The sequence below is a fragment of the Gemmatimonas aurantiaca T-27 genome, from assembly GCF_000010305.1.
GTDB lineage: Bacteria > Gemmatimonadota > Gemmatimonadetes > Gemmatimonadales > Gemmatimonadaceae > Gemmatimonas > Gemmatimonas aurantiaca.
Genome location: NC_012489.1, coordinates 3,064,345 through 3,083,304 on the forward strand (window position 1 = coordinate 3,064,345; position 18,960 = coordinate 3,083,304).

The window sequence follows — 18,960 nt, forward strand, 5'->3', positions numbered from 1 at the left end:
ATTCACCGCGCCGGTGCGGTCGAGAGGACGCGGGAGCGGCGCGCTGCAGACGCGGCGGCGCGACGCTCCCGCCACTCTTCCAACCAGCCGTACAGCACGGGCAGCACGAACAACGTGAGCACGGTGCTCGTGACGAGACCACCAATGACGACGCTGGCCAATGGCCGCTGCACTTCACTGCCCGGACTCGTACTGAGCGCCATCGGGACAAAACCCAGACTCGCCACCAGCGCGGTCATGAGCACAGGACGCAGCCGATCGGCTGCCCCCTGCCGAACCCGCCCACGCACCGACCGATCGGGCAGATGGGCATCGTGGCGTAGATGATTGAGATGCTCCACCATCACCACGCCATTCAGCACCGCAATGCCAAACAAGGCGATGAAGCCAATGCTCGCCGACAGGTTCAGATTGAGTCCGCGCATCCACAGCGCCGCGACACCGCCCACCAGCGCGAAGGGAACATTCGACAACACCAACACGGCCTGGGGAATGGAGCGGAACGACAGATACAACAATCCGAAGATCAGGAGCAGCGCCAACGGCACCACCAGTTCGAGCCGCACCATCGCGCGTTGCTGATTCTCGTACTGACCACCCCACTCCAGGAAGACACCGCTCGGCAGTGTCACTTCGTCGGCAATGCGTGCTCGCACCTCTTCCACGAAACTGCCAAGATCGCGGCCGCGGACATTACTCAACACCAGTGAACGACGTTGGGCGTCCTCATGTCCGATGAGTTCCGGTCCGGTGGTCGACACCATTTCCGTCAGCACCGACAAGGGCACCAGCTCCCCACCCGGCGCACGCACCAGAATGCGTCCGATGGCCGCGGCATCATGGCGATACGCATCGGGCAAGCGCACGACAACGGGAATCCGACGGAATCCGTCGATCAGCTCCGCCGCCGTCTGTGAACCCATCGCATGATCGATGGCATCACGCACATCGGCCACACTCACGCCGTACTGCGCCAGCACCTCCCGTCGCACCTGCATGCGCACCTGACCGCTACCCTCCGCCACTTCCACCGACACATCGGCATTGCCGGGCACGGTGGCCACGATGCGCCGCAGCCGCTCCGCGACCTGCTGATTCTGCACGAGATCCGGTCCGACCACCTTGATCCCCAGATCCGTCTTGATGCCGCTCTCCGCTTCATCGAGCCGCATCGCCAGCGGCTGCGTGAACGACACGTCCACACCGGGCAATACCCGGAGCGCCGAGTCCATGGCGGCGACCAATCCGTCGCGATCCTTGGCCGTGGTCCATTCACGTCGTGGCTTGAGAATGACATACATGTCGCCCTCGAACAGCCCCATGGCTTCCGTGGCCAGATCGGGGCGCCCTTCCTTCGTCACCACGGTGAGCACCTCCGGAAAACGCATCGTGATGCGCTCGGCCGCCAACGACAGGCGCGTGGCGTCCGCGAGATCCACACTGGGCATACGACGGGTGTTCACCAGAATGGCCCCTTCATCGAGCTTGGGCATGAATTCGGTGCCGATGCGCGACAGCGACCACAGTGACGTCACCACCAACACCACCGACACCAGCAACAGGGGCTGCGGACGTCGGATCACACCATCAAGCGCGCGGCGATATCGCTCGGTGAGACGCTCCAACCACGGCGCCGGTGTGCTGCGCACATCCCGCAGGGCCCACGCCGATACCGCCGGTACATAGGTGAGGGCCAGCAGCAAGGAGCCCAGCACCGCGCACACCACGGTGAACGCCATGGGCTTGAACATGCGCCCTTCCATGCCATCGAGCGTGAAGATGGGGATGTACACCGCCACGATGATGGCAATACCGAACAGGATCGGCCGTCCCACCTCGACGGCGGCCCGTTCGAACAGTCCAAGACGATGGCCATCCTGATCGTGCTCCAGCCGTCGGATGAAACTCTCCACCATCACCACGGACGCATCCACGATGAGCCCGAAGTCCAGCGCCCCCAGACTCATGAGGTTGGCCGAGTAGCCAAACACCGCCATGCCGATGAACGCCATCAACATGGAGATCGGGATGACAGACGCCACGATCAGCGCGGCACGCACGTTGCGCAGGAACAGGAAAAGCACGGCGATCACCGGCAGACCACCTTCCACGAGGTTCTTCACGATCGTGGTGGTGGTATGCCCCACGAGATCGGTCTGATCGTAGAACGGTGTGATCTGCACATGCGCCGGCAGTGCCGCCTTGACCTCCTCCATACGCGCGCGCACGCGCTCGATCACATCGCGCGAGTCGGCCCCTTTGAGCTTGAGCACCATGCCACTCACCACTTCGCCTTCACCATCTTTCGTGACCGCGCCGTTGCGTGGCAACGCGCCTCGGCGGACGGTGGCGACATCGGCGACCCGAACCGGCGCACCGTTGCTCGCGCCCACCACGATACCGGCGATCTCGTCGGCGTTCTCCACCCGACCAAGACCACGGAGCGTAAACCGCTCCCCAGCCTGTTCGAGGTAGCTGCCGCCAAACGCCATGTCATTGCGTTCGAGCGCGTTGTGCACGTCGGTCATCGTGAGACGACGCGCCGCGAGACGCACCGGATCGACTTCCACCTCCACTCGTTCCGTGTATCCGCCCCACGAATTCACCTCGGACACCCCCGGCACGGTGCGCAGGCGTGGCCGGATGACATAGTCGTGCAGCGTCTTGAGGTCCGTCAGCGACATCGAGTCACTGGTGATGACGTACTGGTACAGCTCTCCCATTGGCGTCGACACCGGCCCCAACGCGGGCTCAATGCCTACCGGCAGCGCGCCCTTGGCATCGCCGAGTCGCTGTTGCACCAGTTGACGCGCAAAGTACACATCCATGTCGTCGGGGAACGGCACGGTGATCAACGACAGGCCGAATTTGGACACCGACCGCACGCGCTCGGCGCCCGGCACACCCATCAGCGTGGATTCGATGGGATAGGTCACCAACCGCTCCACTTCTTCGGGCGCCATGCCCGGCGCCATCGTGATGACTTCCACGCGCGTGCCGGTGAGATCGGGGAACGCATCGAACGGAATGCGCTGCAGGGCATATAGACCAGCAGCCATCAACGCCAGCGTCAGCGCCACCACGATCCCGCGGCGGTGCAGCGCAAAGTGAACCAATGCGCGCATGGTCAGTCTCCCAATCCGCCGCGACGCCGCATGAGCTCCGCCTTGGCAATCGCCGCACCACGCACCACGACCAGCGCGCCGCTGGACACGCCATGGATCACCTCTGCACGGTCGACGCTGCGCCGTCCCACCTGCACCGTGGCAGCGCGCAACACCAGATCGACGCCGCGGTACTCCGCCACAAAAACCACCATCTCGCTACCGATCGCCTGAATGGCGCCAATGGGCACGACCAATGCTGGTTTCGTCCCCTGACCCAACACCTGCGCCTGCACGAACGACTCCGCCCGGGCCGGCGAGACAGCTTCCGGCCGGGCCACGACTTCCACGGTGCGGGTCAGGGTGTCGATGGTTGGAGCGATGCGCGTCACCCGTGCGGTGTGTGTCACCGACGGCGCATCGGAGAGTGCATACCGCACTACACTCCCCACATCGATGCCGGTGGCCGCGTTCTCGGCCAGATGCAACTGCAGTTGCAGGCGACGTGGATCGCCCACTGTCACGAGTGGCATGCCGGGCAACACCACACTCCCGGGCTGGGCGATCCGCTCGGTCACCACACCACTGATCGGTGTGCGAATGAGCACATCATGTTCATCGGCGCCGGTGGGGAGGGGGCCTGTTCCGGCCAGATGTTCCACCAGGGCTGCGGCGCGATCCCGTTCCGCCGTCGCTTCATCGTACCCGGCGCGAGCCACCCGCTCGGCCACTGCAGCCCGTTCGAGCTCGGCGCGTGAGAGGGCTCGCGCATCGAACAGCCGCTGGGCGCGCGCAGCCGAGGTATTGGCCAGGTCACGCTCCGCGATGGCCGCATCGAGTCGCGCCTTGGCACGCAACAATCCGCTGCGCGCATCCATGATCTCGTGGCTGTGGATCATGACGAGGGTTTGTCCTGCCGTCACCCGGTCACCCACACGCACGGTGACATGAGTGATGCGCCCCTCGGTGATCGAACCGATCGATTCGAACGCGCTGGGATCGAGCATGAGCCGCCCTGGAGCGGTGACCGACGCTTGCCATGGCAGGGTGCGCACCGTGTCGGTGGTGATGTCCGCGATACGCGCGGCCTCCGCCGAGAACGTCATGGTATCGACGGGGGATTCCGTGCCGCCGGCGTGCTCCGTCACTGGCACCTGGGCGGTATTGCCACCACAGGCCATCAGGAGCAGTACCGGGAACAGGTACGGCAACGGCTTCAAAGGCGTGCATGCGTGCATCGTCATCGTCCTGGCACCAACGTGGAAAGCAGCGGGAGATCGAGGGGACTATCGGCATCGAGTCGCGCACCGACGGCCCGTTCGAGTTCGAACCGCGCGAGCCAGGCGTCGACCTGCCATTGCAGGTGCGCCTGCATGGCATCGGCCGAAGCGCGTTCCGCGTCGAGCAGTTCGGTGAGGGAGATGTGCCCTTCGCGATAGGCGATGCGCGCGATGTCGCCCACATCACGTCCGCGCGACCCGAAGGTGCTGGCATCGGGTTGGGTGGCCCGCAGACTGCGGTAGTGCAGCAACGCCACGCGCACGGCACCATGCACCGAGCGCCGGACATCCTCGAGTTGCAGCCGTGCTTCCATCGACTCTCCACGGGCACGCTGTCGCGCGCCGTCATTGCGATTGAAGAACGGCAGCGGCATCGCAATGCCCACCTGCCCGGTCATGACACCACTCGTTTCTTTGGTGCCTCCCTGCAGTTGCACTTCCCCGAACACCCCGCGTTGCTCGGCCGCGAGACGTCGTTCGGTTTCGCGCACGAGGGCTTCCCGGGCGCGTATTTCCGGGCGAGCGGCGGCGGCCACGACCAGCAGCGCGGCCGAATCGGGCGCCTCCGGCAGCAGCGGCGTTTCCAGCGCCCGCACCCTGAGCGGCTCCGCGAGCGTCAGGCCCAGCAGCCGGGCCAGTTCCGCGCCGGCCGCCTCGGCTTCGGTACGCGATCGCACCAGTGCGACACGCGCACGGTCCGCCTCGAGCGACGTCCGCAGCCCCACGGCGTCCGAAACCAATCCTTCTCGCAAGCGGGCCGCGTCCACGTCAGCGATCTGTCGCAACGCCTCGGCCTGACGCTCCAGCACCACGAGCTGGCCAGCGGTCCGGGCCGCGTGCAACCATCCGCGTGCCACATCGAGATCGGCGCTGCGCCAATCGACGAGGCGATCGCCATGTGCCCGTGTGGTGCCTGCCGCGGCCGATTGCCGCAGCGCCAGCCGGCGCCCGGAAAAGTCGAAGGGCACGTAAGCGGTGGTGAAGATGTCCGGCTGGAGCGCACTGCCCAGATTCTCACGGCGCCATTCCAGGGACGGATTGGCCCACTGCGTGCTTTCTCGGACCCGGCCAATGGCCGTCTGCTCACGTGCGTCCGCGAGGCGGTGCAATGGCCCACGGGCACGCGCCGTCTCCAGCGCCTCGCGGAGATCGACCGCCGCGGTCTGGCGCGACGCACCGGCAGCCGCTTCCTGGGCATCGAGAGGGGCCGCGGCGGTGACGACCAGCATCACCACCGCGATGAACCGCGCAGCGCCGCGCGGTCGCGCACGCTCGGCGGCGCGGGGAATCGGTTCGCTCATGCGGGATTGTATTTCCGTTGCATGAACGTTCCGTGAACGGCATCACCGTCACAGTGTGGCCGTCCGCGGCGGACGGTGTCACGCCCCCGCGCTCACCATCACGCCGACGTGATCCAATTCGCATTTCCGATTCAAGTCAGGGCGTCGGGCCGCCGATGAACACTTTGCGGCGCAACACATCGCGCCAGGCTGACTGTTTCTGTCCCGCGCCCGCTCCAAAAATGTCTCCGATTATTCAACAGACGATCGACGGCGATCGTCCTCTCATCGAGCCACTGACCCGCCTCGTTCGGGCCTATGACCGAGCGATCCACGCGTGTGAAGCGTTCGACCACGCCGCATCGCGTGAAGCCATTGGTGTCCTGCGGTGTGCGCTCGAACTCGACTCGAGTGCTTCGCGAAGCTTCGATGCACTCTACGCGTGGTGCGAAGAGGCGGTGGATTGCCGAGATTTTGTGGGGGCGGCCCAGTGCCTGCGTACGCTCCGCAATGCATGGCGCGCAGCCACGAATCCGTCGGCCGATGTACCGACCAGCCTCGAGACCCCACCGGATCGGTGGTCGGAGACGCGGTCGGTGATCGTCCCCCGCACCGACATTCCCGTTAGCTGAATACCCGACTCCGCCCGTGGGGGTGGAGTTATCCCTGGGCCAACGGCAGCCGGACCACGAACACCGATCCGCCCGCGGTGCCCTCTGCGACGTCGATACGCCCACCGTGGCGGCGGACGATCCACATCGCAATGGCGAGCCCAAGCCCGCTGCCATCCGCCCGTTTGTGGCGGGCGTCTTCGCCTCGGTAGAAACGATCGAAGATCCGGGCGCGGTCGCTGGCCGGAATGCCAATGCCGTTGTCTTCGACCTCGAAGCGGGCCACCCCGTTGTCTGGACGCACCGACAGCCGGACATCGCCACCTTCGTGCCCGTAGCGCAGCGCGTTGTCCACCAGTACGCCCACCAGGCGGCTCAGCAGCACCGGATCCCCCAGCACAGGTGTTTCCTCGAGAACCACAAAATCGAGGCTGAGCCCCAGCTTGACCGCCTGGGGGCGCCACCGGGGCAACTCATCGGCGACCAGGTCATCAAGGAACAAGCGTCGCAACACGGGCGCTTCGTCGCCCATCGCGTCGGCACGCGCCAACTGGAGCAGTTCGTCCACCTGATGTGAGACGGCGCGCAGTTCGCCGTCGAGTGCGATCAACACATCACCGCGCGCGACCTCGCCGGTCACGTCGGCACCATCCGGACCCTGCACACTCACACCCAACATCGCCAGCTCCACACGAGCACGCATGCGGGCAATCGGTGTGCGCAGCTCGTGCGCCGCATCGGCCAGAAACTCACGCTGCTGCGAGAGCGCCCCATCGAGCCGGTCGAGCAGCGCATTGAAGCGCAGACCCAGACGCCCGATCTCGTCACGCGGATCGTCCACGGGCAACCGAATACCGCTGGCCGGAGCGATGCGCGCCGCAGCATCGGCCATGGCGCCAACCGGACGCAACGTACGGCCCGTGAGCCACCATCCGGCCCCAGCGGCGCACAGCACCAGAAACGGAATGCCGATGAGGAACCACCGATCCACTTGCTGCTGCAGTGCGAGCATGTTGCTGAGGCTCGCACGCACTTCCACGTAGTATCCCGGCGCCAGCGGCGGGTCGAGTGGCACACGCATCACCCGCACCGGTCCCACCGGCAGGTCCTGTGCGCGGCGGGCCAGCTTGGCGGAGTCGCCCACCATCGACCCATCGGGACGGCGCACCCGGATGGCTCGATCTTCGAACACCAACTCCTCGGTCACATGCACGATGGTGCCTTCGATCGTGCGCAGCTCGTGGATCTCCGTGCGAAAGAACTGCTGCACAAAGCCCGCCGACGCGGCCACCGATTCCGAAAACTCCCGCTCCAGCGTGGCGCGCAAGGCGAATCGCAGCGCTGTCGCCGCCGACAACAACACCACCAGCAGCGTGGTGGCATACAGCGCAGTGAACCGCAGTCGGATACGCGGCAGATGCGCATCGGGGCGCAGCGCCATCCGCGGGCGGAGTGGTGTCTCCCGCACCGTCAGCCGCGCGACGGCACGGCGAGCCGATAGCCGGCACCGCGCACCGTCGACAAAAGCGGCACGTCACCGTCGGCATCGACCTTTCGCCGCAAGCGGGCGATGTACACATCGATCACATTGCTCATCGGATCGAAGTTGTCGTCCCACGCGTGTTCGCCGATGAATTCGCGCGTCAGCACCCGGCCGGGTGCCCGCATGAGCACCTCCAGCACGGCGAACTCCTTGGTCGTGAGGGTGATCACGCGCCCGTTGCGACCGGCCTCACGCGTGGCTGGATCGAGCACGAGGTCTTCCACCCGCAGCAGCGTGGGGGCGGCATGGTCCGGTCGACGCATCAGCGCCCGCACGCGCGCCACCAGTTCGCCCAGCGCATACGGTTTGACGAGATAGTCGTCGGCGCCGAGATCGAGTCCGGCAATGCGATCTTCGACCGCATCCCGCGCCGTGGCCATCAACACACGCGGCGCCGGTGTTCGCGCACGCAGTGCCGTGCACAGCACAAATCCGTCGTCATCGGGTAGTCGAATGTCGAGCACGACGACATCGTACGGGCTGACGGCCGCGAGCGAACGCGCCATCTTCCCCGTGCCCGCCGGATCTACCGCAAATCCGGACGCCCGAAGGAACGCCGTTGCACTCTCGCGCAATGTGTCGTCGTCTTCCACCAGCAGCACTCGCATTCGAAGGAATCTATCGGCGATTATGACGGGCGCATGAACGGCAGACGACGGAAGATCGAGACACCCACGGGGGAGTGGGCCGCCGCCAGGCCACAGGCACGCCCGCGCATCGGGGTGGTGCTCGGTGGGGGCGCGCTCAAAGGCATAGCGCACATTGGAGCGCTGCGGGCCCTCGAGGAGGCCGGCATCGTGCCCACGCTCTATGCGGGTACCAGCATCGGCGCGATGATCGCCGCCGCCGCGGCGTCGGGGCGGTCCGCCACCGATCTCACCGAGCGCGCGAAGCACTTCCGCCGCCGCGACCTGTTCCGCATCAACCACATGGGCATGTTGATGGAGCGCATGCTGTCGCGCTCCATCTATCTCGAGGCACCACTCCGCACGCTGTGTGAGCTGCTGGTGGATGAAGGCACCTTCGACTCGTTCAAGGTGCCACTGTTGGTCACAGCCGTCGACATCGAGCGTGGCGTGCCCCTGGTGTTCGGGCGCCCCGGCTTACGCGACGTGAAGGTGCGTGATGCCGTGTACGCCTCCTGTGCCCTGCCCGGTTTCTTCCCGCCCGGTGTGGTGGGCAATCGCGTCTGCATCGACGGCGGCACCACCGACAACCTGCCGATCGGCATCGCGGCGCTCGAGGTCGATGCCCTGATCGCGGTGGATGTGGGCATGGCCGATGTGCCACTCGCCACCGGTGTGGCCGAGCAGGGGTTTGCGTCCATCTTCATGCGCGCGGCCGCCATGATGATGCATGAACAGCAGCAAAGTGTGCTCGATCACTGGGCCGCGCCGCCGCTGCTGCTCGTCCGGCCACCCGTGACACACATCGGCCCCTTCTCCTTCTCCCACGTCGCCGAACTCATTGAGCTCGGCTACCAGGCCACCCAGCAGGCCCTGGGCTCCCTCGATGAGATGCTGGCGGCCCCGGGTGGCGTATACCCGAGACGAGAAGTCAGGATTCGGGTGGATCGCGCGCTGTGCACCGGTTGCGGGATCTGTGTGGCGACCGCCCCGGAGCTCATGGCGCTCGATCGGGAACAGAAGGCCTTCCCGCTCCTGCCCATTCACGAGTTCTCCCCGGCCGATGCGGCGTTTGCCCGCTGCTGCCCCGAAGAAGCCATCCGGGTCGAAACCTCGACGGCGGCCGAGATGAGCGTCATGGGACCGTTCGTCTAACACCCTGCCGTGCACCGCCGGCAGGCGGGTAGGGGCCGATTGGACCCGTTTCCTGTAATTGCTCCCGATTACTGGTGACACCGAGTACCACGGTCGATATTTCCGGTAGCCTCGTCGGTACCGGGCGCCACCTGCATGGTGGCACCACGGCGCGATGAGTGGCTCCGTTCCGCACGCGCGTAGCCGCCCGAGGGGTCGGCGCGCGCAGGACAACCCCTTCCATGCCGCATCCCAATTCATTTGGCAGCCGCAGCGCGCTGCAGGTGGGCGATCGTTCCTATGCCTACTACCGTCTCGACGCGCTCGACTCCCTGTCGGGGAGCTCGGCCCGCACGCTTCCCTTCTCCTTGCGCGTTCTCCTCGAGAACCTGTTGCGCGGCGAAGACAATGCCTTCGTGAAGAAGGCCGACATCGAAGCGCTCGCGCACTGGGACGTGAAGGCACCCGTCGACAAGGAAATCGCTTTCCGCACGGCGCGTGTGCTGCTCCAGGATTTCACCGGCGTGCCCTGCGTCGTCGACCTCGCCGCCATGCGCGATGCGATGGTCGCCCTGGGCGGTGACCCGACGCGCATCAACCCGCTCCAGCCGGTCGATCTCGTGATCGATCACTCGGTGCAGGTTGATGAATACGGCACCGAAGCCTCATTGCTGCTCAACACCGAGCTCGAATTCGAGCGCAACGGTGAGCGCTATCAGTTCCTCAAGTGGGGCCAGACGGCCCTTCGCAATTTCCGCGCGGTGCCGCCGGGCACCGGCATCTGCCACCAGGTGAATCTCGAATACCTGGCACAGGTGGTTTTCACCGCCCAGGAGGGCGGCGAGACAATCGCCTACTGTGATTCACTGGTGGGCACGGACTCGCACACCACGATGATCAACGGCCTTGGTGTATTGGGCTGGGGCGTCGGCGGTATCGAAGCCGAAGCCGCCATGCTCGGTCAGCCGGTCAGCATGCTGATCCCGGAAGTCATCGGCTTCAAGCTGCACGGCAAGTTGCCGGCTGGCGCGACGGCCACCGATCTCGTGCTCACGTGCACCGAGATGCTTCGCAAGAAGAAGGTGGTTGGCAAGTTCGTCGAGTTCTACGGCACGGGTCTCTCGAGCCTGGCGCTCGCCGACCGGGCGACCATCGCCAACATGGCCCCGGAATACGGCGCCACGATGGGCTTCTTCCCGGTCGATGCTGAAACGCTCAAGTACCTGCGCCTCTCCGGCCGCAGCGAAGAGCAGGTCGCCCTGGTGGAAGCCTACACCAAGGCGCAGGGTCTCTTCCGCACGGATGAAACACCCGACCCGATCTTCACCGACACGCTCGAACTCGACCTGAGCACGGTCGTGCCGAGTCTGGCCGGTCCGAAGCGCCCGCAGGATCGTGTGCCGCTCACGGAGAGCAAGCGCATGTATCGTGAGGCACTCGCCGCGCAGATGGCGTCGCAGGCCAGTGCGGTCGCCGTGCCGGCGGGGTCCGCAGCAGCAGCGATGGTGTCCGAGGGTGGGCACATCGAAGCCGAAGAAGGTGTCCAGTGCACGTACAAGGGACAGAGCTTCAAGCTGCAGCATGGCCATGTGGTCATCGCGGCCATCACGAGCTGCACCAACACGAGCAACCCGAGCGTGATGCTTGCGGCCGGCCTGCTGGCCCGCAACGCGGTCGCCAAGGGCCTCAGCACCAAGCCGTGGGTGAAGACCTCGCTGGCCCCGGGCTCCAAGGTGGCCACCGAGTACTTCAACAAGGCGGGTCTCATGGACTCGCTCGACAAGCTCGGATTCAACGTCGTCGGCTACGGCTGCACCACGTGCATCGGCAATTCCGGCCCGTTGCCCACCGAGATCAGCGAAGCGATCGATCTGGGCAAGCTCAACGTGTCGGCGGTGCTCTCGGGCAATCGTAATTTCGAAGGCCGCGTGAACCCGCAGACGCGCTTCAACTACCTCGCATCGCCGCCGCTCGTCGTGGCCTACGCACTGGCTGGCCGTATGGACATCGACCTCGCCACCGAGCCGCTCGGCATCGGCAGCGACGGCCCGGTGTTCCTGCGCGACATCTGGCCGTCGCCGCAGGAAGTGGAAGACACCATCCTCACCAGCGTGAAGCGTGAGCAGTTCACCACGCAGTACGCGGATGTCTTCCTGGGTGACAAGTACTGGCAGGCGATCGCGGCTCCCACAGGCGATCAGTACGCGTGGGACGGCAACAGCACGTACGTGAAGAATCCGCCGTACTTCGAAGGCATGACCATGACGCCGCCGGGTATCCGCCCGATCACCGGCGCCAAGGCTCTCGGCATGTTCGGCGATTCCATCACCACCGACCACATCTCGCCCGCGGGTTCCATCGCGGCCGCGAGCCCGGCCGGCAAGTATCTCAGCGTACTCGGCGTCGAGAAGAAGGACTTCAACTCGTACGGGGCCCGTCGCGGCAACCACGAGATCATGATGCGCGGTACCTTCGCCAACATCCGTCTCAAGAACGAACTGACGGGTGGCAAGGAAGGCTGGTGGACTGCGACGGCGCCGGGCGCCGAACCGGAAGCGATCTACGATGTGTCGATGGCTCGTCAGGCCGCCGGCGTGCCGCAGATCGTCATCGCGGGCAAGGAGTACGGCACGGGTTCGTCCCGTGACTGGGCCGCCAAGGGCACCATGCTGCTCGGCGTGCGGGCCGTGATCGCCGAGAGCTTCGAGCGTATCCATCGCTCGAACCTCGTGGGCATGGGCGTGTTGCCGCTCGAGTTCGTGAACGGGGAGACCCGTCAGAGCCTCGGCCTGACCGGCTTCGAGACGTTCGAGATCGTCGGCCTCGACGATTCGCTCACCCCGCGCGCGACGTTGGTGGTGAAGACCACCGCCACGGATGGCACGGTCAAGCAGTTCTCGGCGCGCTGCCGCATCGACACGCCGGAAGAAATGCAGTACTACAAGAACGGCGGCATCCTGCCGTACGTGCTGCGCAGCCTGGTGGCGACGAAGTAAGTCGGCCACCAACGCAGGACGGCGTGGAACGCCCGCCCCCGAGCATTCCACGCCGTTTCCTGCACCAACTGTGTTATCAACACCCCCGTTGGTGCATACCCTACGCCCGGCCCCCGCGTCACCTAGATGTGGGGGCCGGGTGCGTTCGGGGGATCAGTCCGGCGTACCGTCGCGGTTCTGATCGCGGAACGCCTTGAAGCTGGTACGGACATTGGCGTTGACCGCGTCAGCCACCGTGCCCGGATCGCCCGCCGCGATGGGCGAGAGCAGGCCACCCTCCGCCCCCCAGAACCACTTGCCGATATCCACCAGCACGGTCACCTGCTGCAGATCGTCACCACCCGAAACGGCGGCCGTCAGTGGCACCGTGATCACCTCACTCACGTCGGTGGTGTACTCGAAGGCCTCACCATTGTAGGTCCCTTCCAGACGTACGCTGATGTCCGCAAAGGTCGGATTGGCCAGACGGAACGCCGCATCGATGGAATCACCGGCGATCGGCTTGTGCAGATTGAGGCGCACCGACGAGAACGTCCCACGCGGCGTGGTCACCGTGACCCGATTGCCATCGGTGCCGTTCACCGGCAGATCCAGGATCATCGGACGCAAGCGAATGGTCGCGCAGCCCGCCGTGAGCGTGCTGTCGTTGGCCAGACAGGACGTGCCTTCACCATGCAGGCGCACATCACGCAGCACGAGTTCGGCGCTGGTCACCACGATGGTATCCGTACCACGACCGATGGTGGTCCCCGCCGCGCCCGCGGTGACACCCACGTCCCCCGCAGACTGCGCTCCCCGGGCCACCTGGAAACCGAGCGCTATCTGCGCGTCGGTCTCCGGGCCAACACCATTGTCATCGTCGTCGCTGCCACAGGCTGCGAGCAGCAGAGCACCAGAGAGTGAAACGGCCACGGCGCCGAGTCGAGCCGAATGAATGAGTCGATGCATATTAAGCACTCCTGTCGGATGAAAAATCGATGCGATCGAAAAGACGAGTCGCACGCGCATTTTGTAGGTACACTCGCCGCTCCCACCTCGTCGGTGATCCATCCCACCGCATCAACATCTTTGTTACTGCTTCCCGTGTGCGTCATCACATCGCAACAACATTTCTCTGCACGTAAGACACTGCAGCGTTCGCTCGTATCATGATTGCTGTCGTCGTCAATCCTGCGGCAGGCAACGGTCGTGCCCGCAACATCGCCAGCGATGTCATGCGTGCATTACAACATCGCGAGGACATCGTTGAGTTCACCACGAGAACGCGTGGTGATGAAGCTCAGCAGACATCACTCGCGATCGAACGTGGCGCGCGATGCGTTGTAGTGGTCGGCGGCGACGGCTCCGTGCATCACGCTGTGCGAGCGCTCACATCGGCGACGCGGCGCGTCCCGCTGGCTATCGTGGCCGCTGGCACCGGCAACGATTTTGTGAAATCGCTTGGTACGCCAGCGCACGACATCCACGCCATGGTGCAGTGCATCACGCGCGCACAGACTCGTCCCATCGATGTTGGCCTCATCGATGGCACGCCGTTTGTGAATGCGGCAGGCCTCGGCTTCGATGTCGCCGTACTTGAACGCATGCAGCAGAAGCAGACACAGGGGCGACAGCAATGGCTCGGCGGTACGGCTGCATATGTGGTGACAGCCCTTGGCGCACTGCTGGGCTATCGCGGCTTTGACGCATCACTCCGCACCACGCTGGCATCATCGCACGATGCCCCCGGCGCACCAGCCTGGCAGGAACGCATCGGGCACCACGCGCATCTCATGACCGTGTTTGCCAATGGGCAGTGTTTCGGCGGCGCATTCCGCATTGCACCTGAGGCACGTCTCGATGACGGACTGCTCGACGTCGTCGATATCGGCGCACTCACACCGTGGCAGCGGCCGGCAGTGTTTCTGCGGGCAGTACGGGGAACCCATCTCTCGCATGCGGCGGTGCGCTCACACTTCGGCGCAGCATTCACCTTGCACTGTGAAGCGCCGCCACTCTATGAAGCCGATGGAGAGTTGTATCGCGCATCGGCGGCCACGGTGACGATCAGCGTACGTCCGGCGGCGCTCGACATCATCGTCTGAAAGCGCCTGAGAGCATTGCCGGTCCATACCGATGTGAATCACATGCGCACAACCAACTCGGCGTAAAGCAAAACCACCCGAATCGACAATGTCGACCCGGGTGGTTCCCCCCTGTTCGCCCCCTCCACGAAGCGTCCAGAAACCTTCAGCAGCTCTGTCCCCTCTGACATTCCACTGCCACGCTTTCAAACACCGTGCCTCTTGGAAGGTTCCGATGTCGCGTGACAGTGGGCCTGCATCGTGCCCGATCGCTGACACACTCCGCATGTGCGTCGATCGATCGGTGTTGCGACATCGTTACGGGCGCTGCACCTGATGACCGATCATGCCACCGAGCAACGCGCCACCGAGCGCGCCAACCGCTGCGCCCTTGCCCTTGTCACGCGACGAGATCACACCGATCGCCGCACCAGCCGCCGCGCCGTAGATGGCACCCTTTTCCGTTTGGCGACGTCCAGCTTGCGCACCCGTACCTGTGCCCGCGCCGCTACCCGATCCAGCCGTGCCTTCGCCGGTGCTCCCACCGCTGCTGCGCCGTGGCGCGGAGGTTTGCGGCGCAGGCAGGTAGACCACGCGTGTCTGCGGTTGCTGCGCCGGGTATGCGGCCTGAGGATACGCCGCCTGTTGATATCCATACGGCGTCTGATATTGCCCCGGATACGGTGCGTATCCCTGCGGATAACCCAGCTCGGCCGGACCGACATACATCTGTCGGTTGGCCGGTGCCTGTGCCGCGGCCATCAGATCAGCGCGCAGTTGCTGGTCGAAGTCCTTGTCGCGACCACCACACGCGGTGAGTACACCGAAAGCGACCGGAGCGAGGAGTGGCAGCGCCGCATGGCGCATCCTGCTGGGCAGCGACGGCACACGTTCCGGCTGGTTCTGATTGGTGATCATGGTCGGTGCTCCTGATTGGATGGGCACGTGTGGGGATCCATGTGGTCTTCCCCGACACGCCGCCGACACCCCTGTACTAGGCAGGGACCGTGCCACGACGTTTGCGCCCAATTCCCGGCACTTCTGGCGAATTTCTGGCGATGTTGTCCTCAATCGTGGTCACTGGGCCGTCCCGCATGGGCGACAGGCGGGTATCAGTCAGGCAGTGACCATCGATCACAACCAGATGGGGATTGGCAGCGTTATGCTCACGTGCGTAGCGTTCAGTCCCGCGTCCGGCGGTCAGACCGCCTCCCACCCTTCAGGAGCATTCGATGTCCATTCGTTCGCGTTTCGCCGCCCTGGCGGCGTCGATCGCCTTCGTACCCGCACTCGTCGGTGCGCAGAGCGCGCCCGCAGGTCCCGCCCCACTCAAGGTGGGCGACGCGGCTCCCGACTTCACGGTGGCGACCGCAACGGCGGCCGGGCTTTCGGCAAAGCCGTTCAAGCTCTCGGAGCATCGTGGTGAGACCGTGATCCTCGCCTTCTTCCCGAAGGCCCGCACCCGCGGCTGCACGGTACAGATGGAATCGTATCGCGACCGCTATGCAGAGCTGTTCAAGAGCGGGCAGAAGGTGACGCTGGTGGGCGTGAGCGTCGATCCCGACAGCGCCCTCACCTCGTGGGCGAAGGATGCCAAGTTCCCGTTCCAGTTCGCCGCCGATGTGGATCGTAAGGTGGGTGTCGCCTATGCCGCCAATACCGGCGAAGGCTTTCACAAGCGCCTGCTCTACGTGATCGATCCGCAGGGCAAGATTGCGTACGTCGCCGCGCCCTTCAATCAGATGTCGGCCGACGCGTACACGGACCTCGGCTCGGCCATCACGAAGGCCGGCCACGGCGCGCACTGAGTCCGTGAAAGACACCCGCGCCCTGCTCGCCGCCCTCCACGCTGCGGCGGTGCAGGGCGCGGCGCCCTATCTGCATACAACACGCGCGGTCGATCGCTGGCTCATCGCACAGCGCGCCCGCCGCAGTGACACGCCGCTTCCTCCGGTGCATGTCTTTGCCTTGGGGAAGGCCGCCTGGGCCATGGCAGAAGGAGCCTGTGCCGCCCTGGCCGATCACGACCTCGTCGTTGCCGGCGGCGTGGTGGTGAGCAATCATCTGCCCACCGGCGGCACCGCAGGGCAGATCGCCCCACTGCCGTCCGTTCTGCGGCGTGCGCTGGGAGATCATCCCGTACCGGGTCCGGCCTCTCTCGATGCGGCCGATCAGATCGACGAGGCGATCCGTGACATCGAACCCGGCGCGCTCGTACTCGTCCTGCTCTCGGGCGGAACGACGGCGCTGTGCGCAGCGCCAACGGCCGCGCTCTCACAAGCCGTCGGCGACGCCGAACGCGCGCAGGCCCACATCGCCAATCTCGCACAGACGCTGCTCGAGTCCGGGTTGGCCATCCACGAGATGAACACCATTCGACGCCGCGTGCTGCGGTTCGGTGCCGGTCGTCTCGCGTCGGCCATCGCCAAACGCGGCGTCATCGCCATCGGTACCTTCGCGATCAGTGATGTCATCGGCGACGAGCCGTCGGTCATTGGCTCGGGCCCATGCTCTCCCGACCCAATCGATGACGGCGATTTTCTGGCACTGCTCGACGCCCATGACCTGCGTCCCCGCCTGGAACGGGCGATGAGCACCGCGCTGGGCCTCGAAGGACACAGCACCCCGCCGGCCGTGCCACGGGCCAACGATCCGGCTTTTGCGTTGGTCGACTACACACTCGTGGCGCGCAACGCCGATGCCGTGGCGGCCATGGCCGACGCCGCTCGTGGTCAGGGCATCGACGTGGTGCTCACCGATGAAGACCCACTCGCCGGTGACGCGGACGCACTCGGCAGCGCGCTCGCCGCCCGTGCGATCCGGCAGGCGCGCACCATGCCTCCCGGCACCTCGACCGTGCTGCTGGCCGGGGGAGAGCCCGTCGTGAACCTGCGCGCGACGATTGAGCGTGCGGTGCAGCATGGCGATGAGGACGATGCCCGACTGGCGGAGTCGCACCACGACGTCCCTGCGCTGGTGGACGCGCCCCTGGTGCCCCCACGTCCGTCAGCGGCTGACGAACCGATGCTGGGCGGCCGTATGCAGGTACTCGCGCTGTCCGCCGCACTGGCTCTCGAGCAGGCGGCCATGCGCGGCGACACCACCGCCTGGCGCATTGCCCTGGTGGCGGCCGGTACCGATGGCCGCGATGGCCCCACCGATGCCGCGGGCGCCATCGTCGATGCCGCCGTTCCCGCACTGGCTCGCCGCGCTGGTCGCACGCCGGAAGCAGATCTCGACACCGGTCGGTCCTGGTTTTCGCTCGACGCCGCCGACGCCCTGCTCCGTACCGGCCCGAGTGGCACCAATGTGATGGACGTGGTCGCGGTGCTGATTCGCACCTGACCTCGTTCCGCTATGGTGGATGGTGGGCCGGACCGGTAGTGTTGCCGGATCCATTCCCTCCATCCGTCGGTGATGCCCGCCAAACGCGCTCCGCGACCCCCCGTCCCACCGCCACCCGCTGCCGAACCGGCCACACCGCCGGCGGCCGCGCCAGAAGCTCCTGCTGGTCCGCCGGACGCGTTCCGCCGGCGCCCACGTCAGTCCCGTGGGCAGAAACGGGTGGAGTTGTTGTTGGACGCGGCGGCAACGGTGATCGCCCGGTCGGGGCTGGAGGCGGCCACCGCTGAAGCCATCGCACTCGAGGCCCGGACCGCCAAAGGCTCACTGTACCAGTTCTTTCCCAATCGTGACGCCGTGCTGGCCGCGCTCGCTCTGCGCTTCTCCGACGAGATGCGGGCCATCCACGAGCGTGCCTTTCCAATCGACTCGCATGGGCTCACCCTCGAACGGTTGATCGATCGCATCGTCAAGCCGTTGGCCGAGTTCCACGATCGCAATCCGGCCTTCCGTCGGGTATTCGCACATCACGATGGCCCCAGCGACGACACCCGATCGGCCCCCTCGCGACTGCGAGTGCAGCTTTTTGAGTCGTTTGTGGACCGTCTGGACGTGCTGTTTGCGGCGCGCAATCCACGTCTGGGCACTCGGGAGCGCCGTCGTGCCGCACTGGTCGCGGCCAGTATCGGCCAGAGTATTCTGGCTCGCCGCGCACGCGCAGCGGCCCCCGACAAGAAGGCCCTGTTCGATGACCTGCGTCGTATCCTGATTCTGTACCTCGAGCCCCTGCTCGATCCGGCGCCGGCCACAAAGCCCCCCGACGTCGTCGCCTCCGGCACGGCCAAACGCAGTCGAGCGACCAGCAAAGCGCCGGGCAAGACGGCCACCAAGGCCGGCAAGGGCACCGCCAAGCCCGCCAAATGACACGCGGCCATTCCACCGGGGTATGACGCCCGTCGGCGTGTACGCGGCGCATCCTGC

At 65.7% G+C, this 18,960-nt stretch carries 14 protein-coding genes; 7 read left to right on the top strand and 7 right to left on the bottom strand.

The genetic code is table 11. The features are described from left to right. Window positions 1–2: 2 nt before the first annotated feature. From GAU_RS13430 to GAU_RS13440, 3 genes are read right to left on the bottom strand one after another with little or no spacing between them, the layout of a single operon-like run. Complete coding sequence (locus tag GAU_RS13430; RefSeq protein ID WP_015894424.1) at window positions 3–3,125, bottom strand: efflux RND transporter permease subunit; 3,123 nt, start codon at window positions 3,123–3,125, stop codon at window positions 3–5. A gap of 2 nt (window positions 3,126–3,127) precedes the next feature. Then, window positions 3,128–4,348, bottom strand: coding sequence for an efflux RND transporter periplasmic adaptor subunit (locus GAU_RS13435; RefSeq protein ID WP_041265532.1), 1,221 nt, complete (start codon window positions 4,346–4,348; stop codon window positions 3,128–3,130). Further along, complete coding sequence (locus GAU_RS13440; RefSeq protein WP_015894426.1) at window positions 4,345–5,685, bottom strand: TolC family protein; 1,341 nt, start codon at window positions 5,683–5,685, stop codon at window positions 4,345–4,347. The genes GAU_RS13435 and GAU_RS13440 overlap by 4 nt, the downstream gene beginning before the upstream one ends. A gap of 221 nt (window positions 5,686–5,906) precedes the next feature. Between GAU_RS13440 and GAU_RS13445 the strand changes: the two genes are divergently transcribed. Beyond that, window positions 5,907–6,296, top strand: coding sequence for a hypothetical protein (locus GAU_RS13445; protein WP_015894427.1), 390 nt, complete (start codon window positions 5,907–5,909; stop codon window positions 6,294–6,296). Window positions 6,297–6,324: 28 nt separating this feature from the next. Here the strand turns inward: GAU_RS13445 and GAU_RS13450 are convergent, their stop codons facing one another. Together GAU_RS13450 and GAU_RS13455 are read right to left on the bottom strand one after the other, a co-directional pair. Then, complete coding sequence (locus GAU_RS13450) at window positions 6,325–7,716, bottom strand: sensor histidine kinase (protein WP_015894428.1); 1,392 nt, start codon at window positions 7,714–7,716, stop codon at window positions 6,325–6,327. A 29-nt stretch (window positions 7,717–7,745) separates the two neighbouring features. Next, window positions 7,746–8,426: a response regulator transcription factor gene (locus tag GAU_RS13455; protein ID WP_015894429.1), complete on the bottom strand. Its 681-nt coding sequence runs from the start codon at window positions 8,424–8,426 to the stop codon at window positions 7,746–7,748. A gap of 33 nt (window positions 8,427–8,459) precedes the next feature. Between GAU_RS13455 and GAU_RS13460 the strand changes: the two genes are divergently transcribed. Together GAU_RS13460 and acnA are read left to right on the top strand one after the other, a co-directional pair. After that, on the top strand, window positions 8,460–9,599 hold the full coding sequence (locus GAU_RS13460) for a patatin-like phospholipase family protein (RefSeq protein WP_015894430.1): 1,140 nt from the start codon (window positions 8,460–8,462) through the stop codon (window positions 9,597–9,599). 221 nt (window positions 9,600–9,820) lie between these two features. Beyond that, complete coding sequence (gene acnA / locus GAU_RS13465; protein ID WP_015894431.1) at window positions 9,821–12,574, top strand: aconitate hydratase AcnA; 2,754 nt, start codon at window positions 9,821–9,823, stop codon at window positions 12,572–12,574. Between the two features lie 153 nt (window positions 12,575–12,727). Here acnA and GAU_RS13470 read toward each other — a convergent pair whose 3' ends face one another. Next, on the bottom strand, window positions 12,728–13,522 hold the full coding sequence (locus GAU_RS13470) for a hypothetical protein (protein ID WP_015894432.1): 795 nt from the start codon (window positions 13,520–13,522) through the stop codon (window positions 12,728–12,730). Window positions 13,523–13,722: 200 nt separating this feature from the next. On the opposite strand from GAU_RS13470, the gene GAU_RS13475 reads away from it, so the two are divergent. Next, window positions 13,723–14,658 carry a diacylglycerol/lipid kinase family protein gene (locus GAU_RS13475; RefSeq protein ID WP_015894433.1) on the top strand — a complete coding sequence of 312 codons (936 nt, stop codon included), beginning with the start codon at window positions 13,723–13,725 and terminating at the stop codon, window positions 14,656–14,658. A gap of 297 nt (window positions 14,659–14,955) precedes the next feature. Here the strand turns inward: GAU_RS13475 and GAU_RS13480 are convergent, their stop codons facing one another. Then, window positions 14,956–15,555, bottom strand: coding sequence for a glycine zipper domain-containing protein (locus GAU_RS13480; protein WP_041265533.1), 600 nt, complete (start codon window positions 15,553–15,555; stop codon window positions 14,956–14,958). A gap of 314 nt (window positions 15,556–15,869) precedes the next feature. Between GAU_RS13480 and GAU_RS13485 the strand changes: the two genes are divergently transcribed. From GAU_RS13485 to GAU_RS21045, 3 genes are all read left to right on the top strand, one after another. After that, window positions 15,870–16,445 (top strand): peroxiredoxin family protein, encoded by a 576-nt coding sequence (locus GAU_RS13485; protein WP_015894435.1) that lies wholly within the window; start codon window positions 15,870–15,872, stop codon window positions 16,443–16,445. Window positions 16,446–16,449: 4 nt separating this feature from the next. Next, window positions 16,450–17,982 (top strand): DUF4147 domain-containing protein, encoded by a 1,533-nt coding sequence (locus GAU_RS13490; protein WP_015894436.1) that lies wholly within the window; start codon window positions 16,450–16,452, stop codon window positions 17,980–17,982. Between the two features lie 72 nt (window positions 17,983–18,054). Continuing rightward, on the top strand, window positions 18,055–18,903 hold the full coding sequence (locus GAU_RS21045) for a TetR/AcrR family transcriptional regulator (protein ID WP_083765646.1): 849 nt from the start codon (window positions 18,055–18,057) through the stop codon (window positions 18,901–18,903). Window positions 18,904–18,960: the final 57 nt, after the last annotated feature.

What these genes read in the sequence shown, in the direction of transcription:
- GAU_RS13430 (WP_015894424.1), bottom strand. Translation starts at nt 3,125, where the DNA reads ATGCGCGCATTGGTTCACTTTGCGCTGCACCGCCGCGGGATCGTGGTG.
- GAU_RS13435 (WP_041265532.1), bottom strand. Translation starts at nt 4,348, where the DNA reads ATGACGATGCACGCATGCACGCCTTTGAAGCCGTTGCCGTACCTGTTC.
- GAU_RS13440 (WP_015894426.1), bottom strand. Translation starts at nt 5,685, where the DNA reads ATGAGCGAACCGATTCCCCGCGCCGCCGAGCGTGCGCGACCGCGCGGC.
- GAU_RS13445 (WP_015894427.1), top strand. Translation starts at nt 5,907, where the DNA reads ATGTCTCCGATTATTCAACAGACGATCGACGGCGATCGTCCTCTCATC.
- GAU_RS13450 (WP_015894428.1), bottom strand. Translation starts at nt 7,716, where the DNA reads ATGGCGCTGCGCCCCGATGCGCATCTGCCGCGTATCCGACTGCGGTTC.
- GAU_RS13455 (WP_015894429.1), bottom strand. Translation starts at nt 8,426, where the DNA reads ATGCGAGTGCTGCTGGTGGAAGACGACGACACATTGCGCGAGAGTGCA.
- GAU_RS13460 (WP_015894430.1), top strand. Translation starts at nt 8,460, where the DNA reads ATGAACGGCAGACGACGGAAGATCGAGACACCCACGGGGGAGTGGGCC.
- acnA (WP_015894431.1), top strand. Translation starts at nt 9,821, where the DNA reads ATGCCGCATCCCAATTCATTTGGCAGCCGCAGCGCGCTGCAGGTGGGC.
- GAU_RS13470 (WP_015894432.1), bottom strand. Translation starts at nt 13,522, where the DNA reads ATGCATCGACTCATTCATTCGGCTCGACTCGGCGCCGTGGCCGTTTCA.
- GAU_RS13475 (WP_015894433.1), top strand. Translation starts at nt 13,723, where the DNA reads ATGATTGCTGTCGTCGTCAATCCTGCGGCAGGCAACGGTCGTGCCCGC.
- GAU_RS13480 (WP_041265533.1), bottom strand. Translation starts at nt 15,555, where the DNA reads ATGATCACCAATCAGAACCAGCCGGAACGTGTGCCGTCGCTGCCCAGC.
- GAU_RS13485 (WP_015894435.1), top strand. Translation starts at nt 15,870, where the DNA reads ATGTCCATTCGTTCGCGTTTCGCCGCCCTGGCGGCGTCGATCGCCTTC.
- GAU_RS21045 (WP_083765646.1), top strand. Translation starts at nt 18,055, where the DNA reads ATGCCCGCCAAACGCGCTCCGCGACCCCCCGTCCCACCGCCACCCGCT.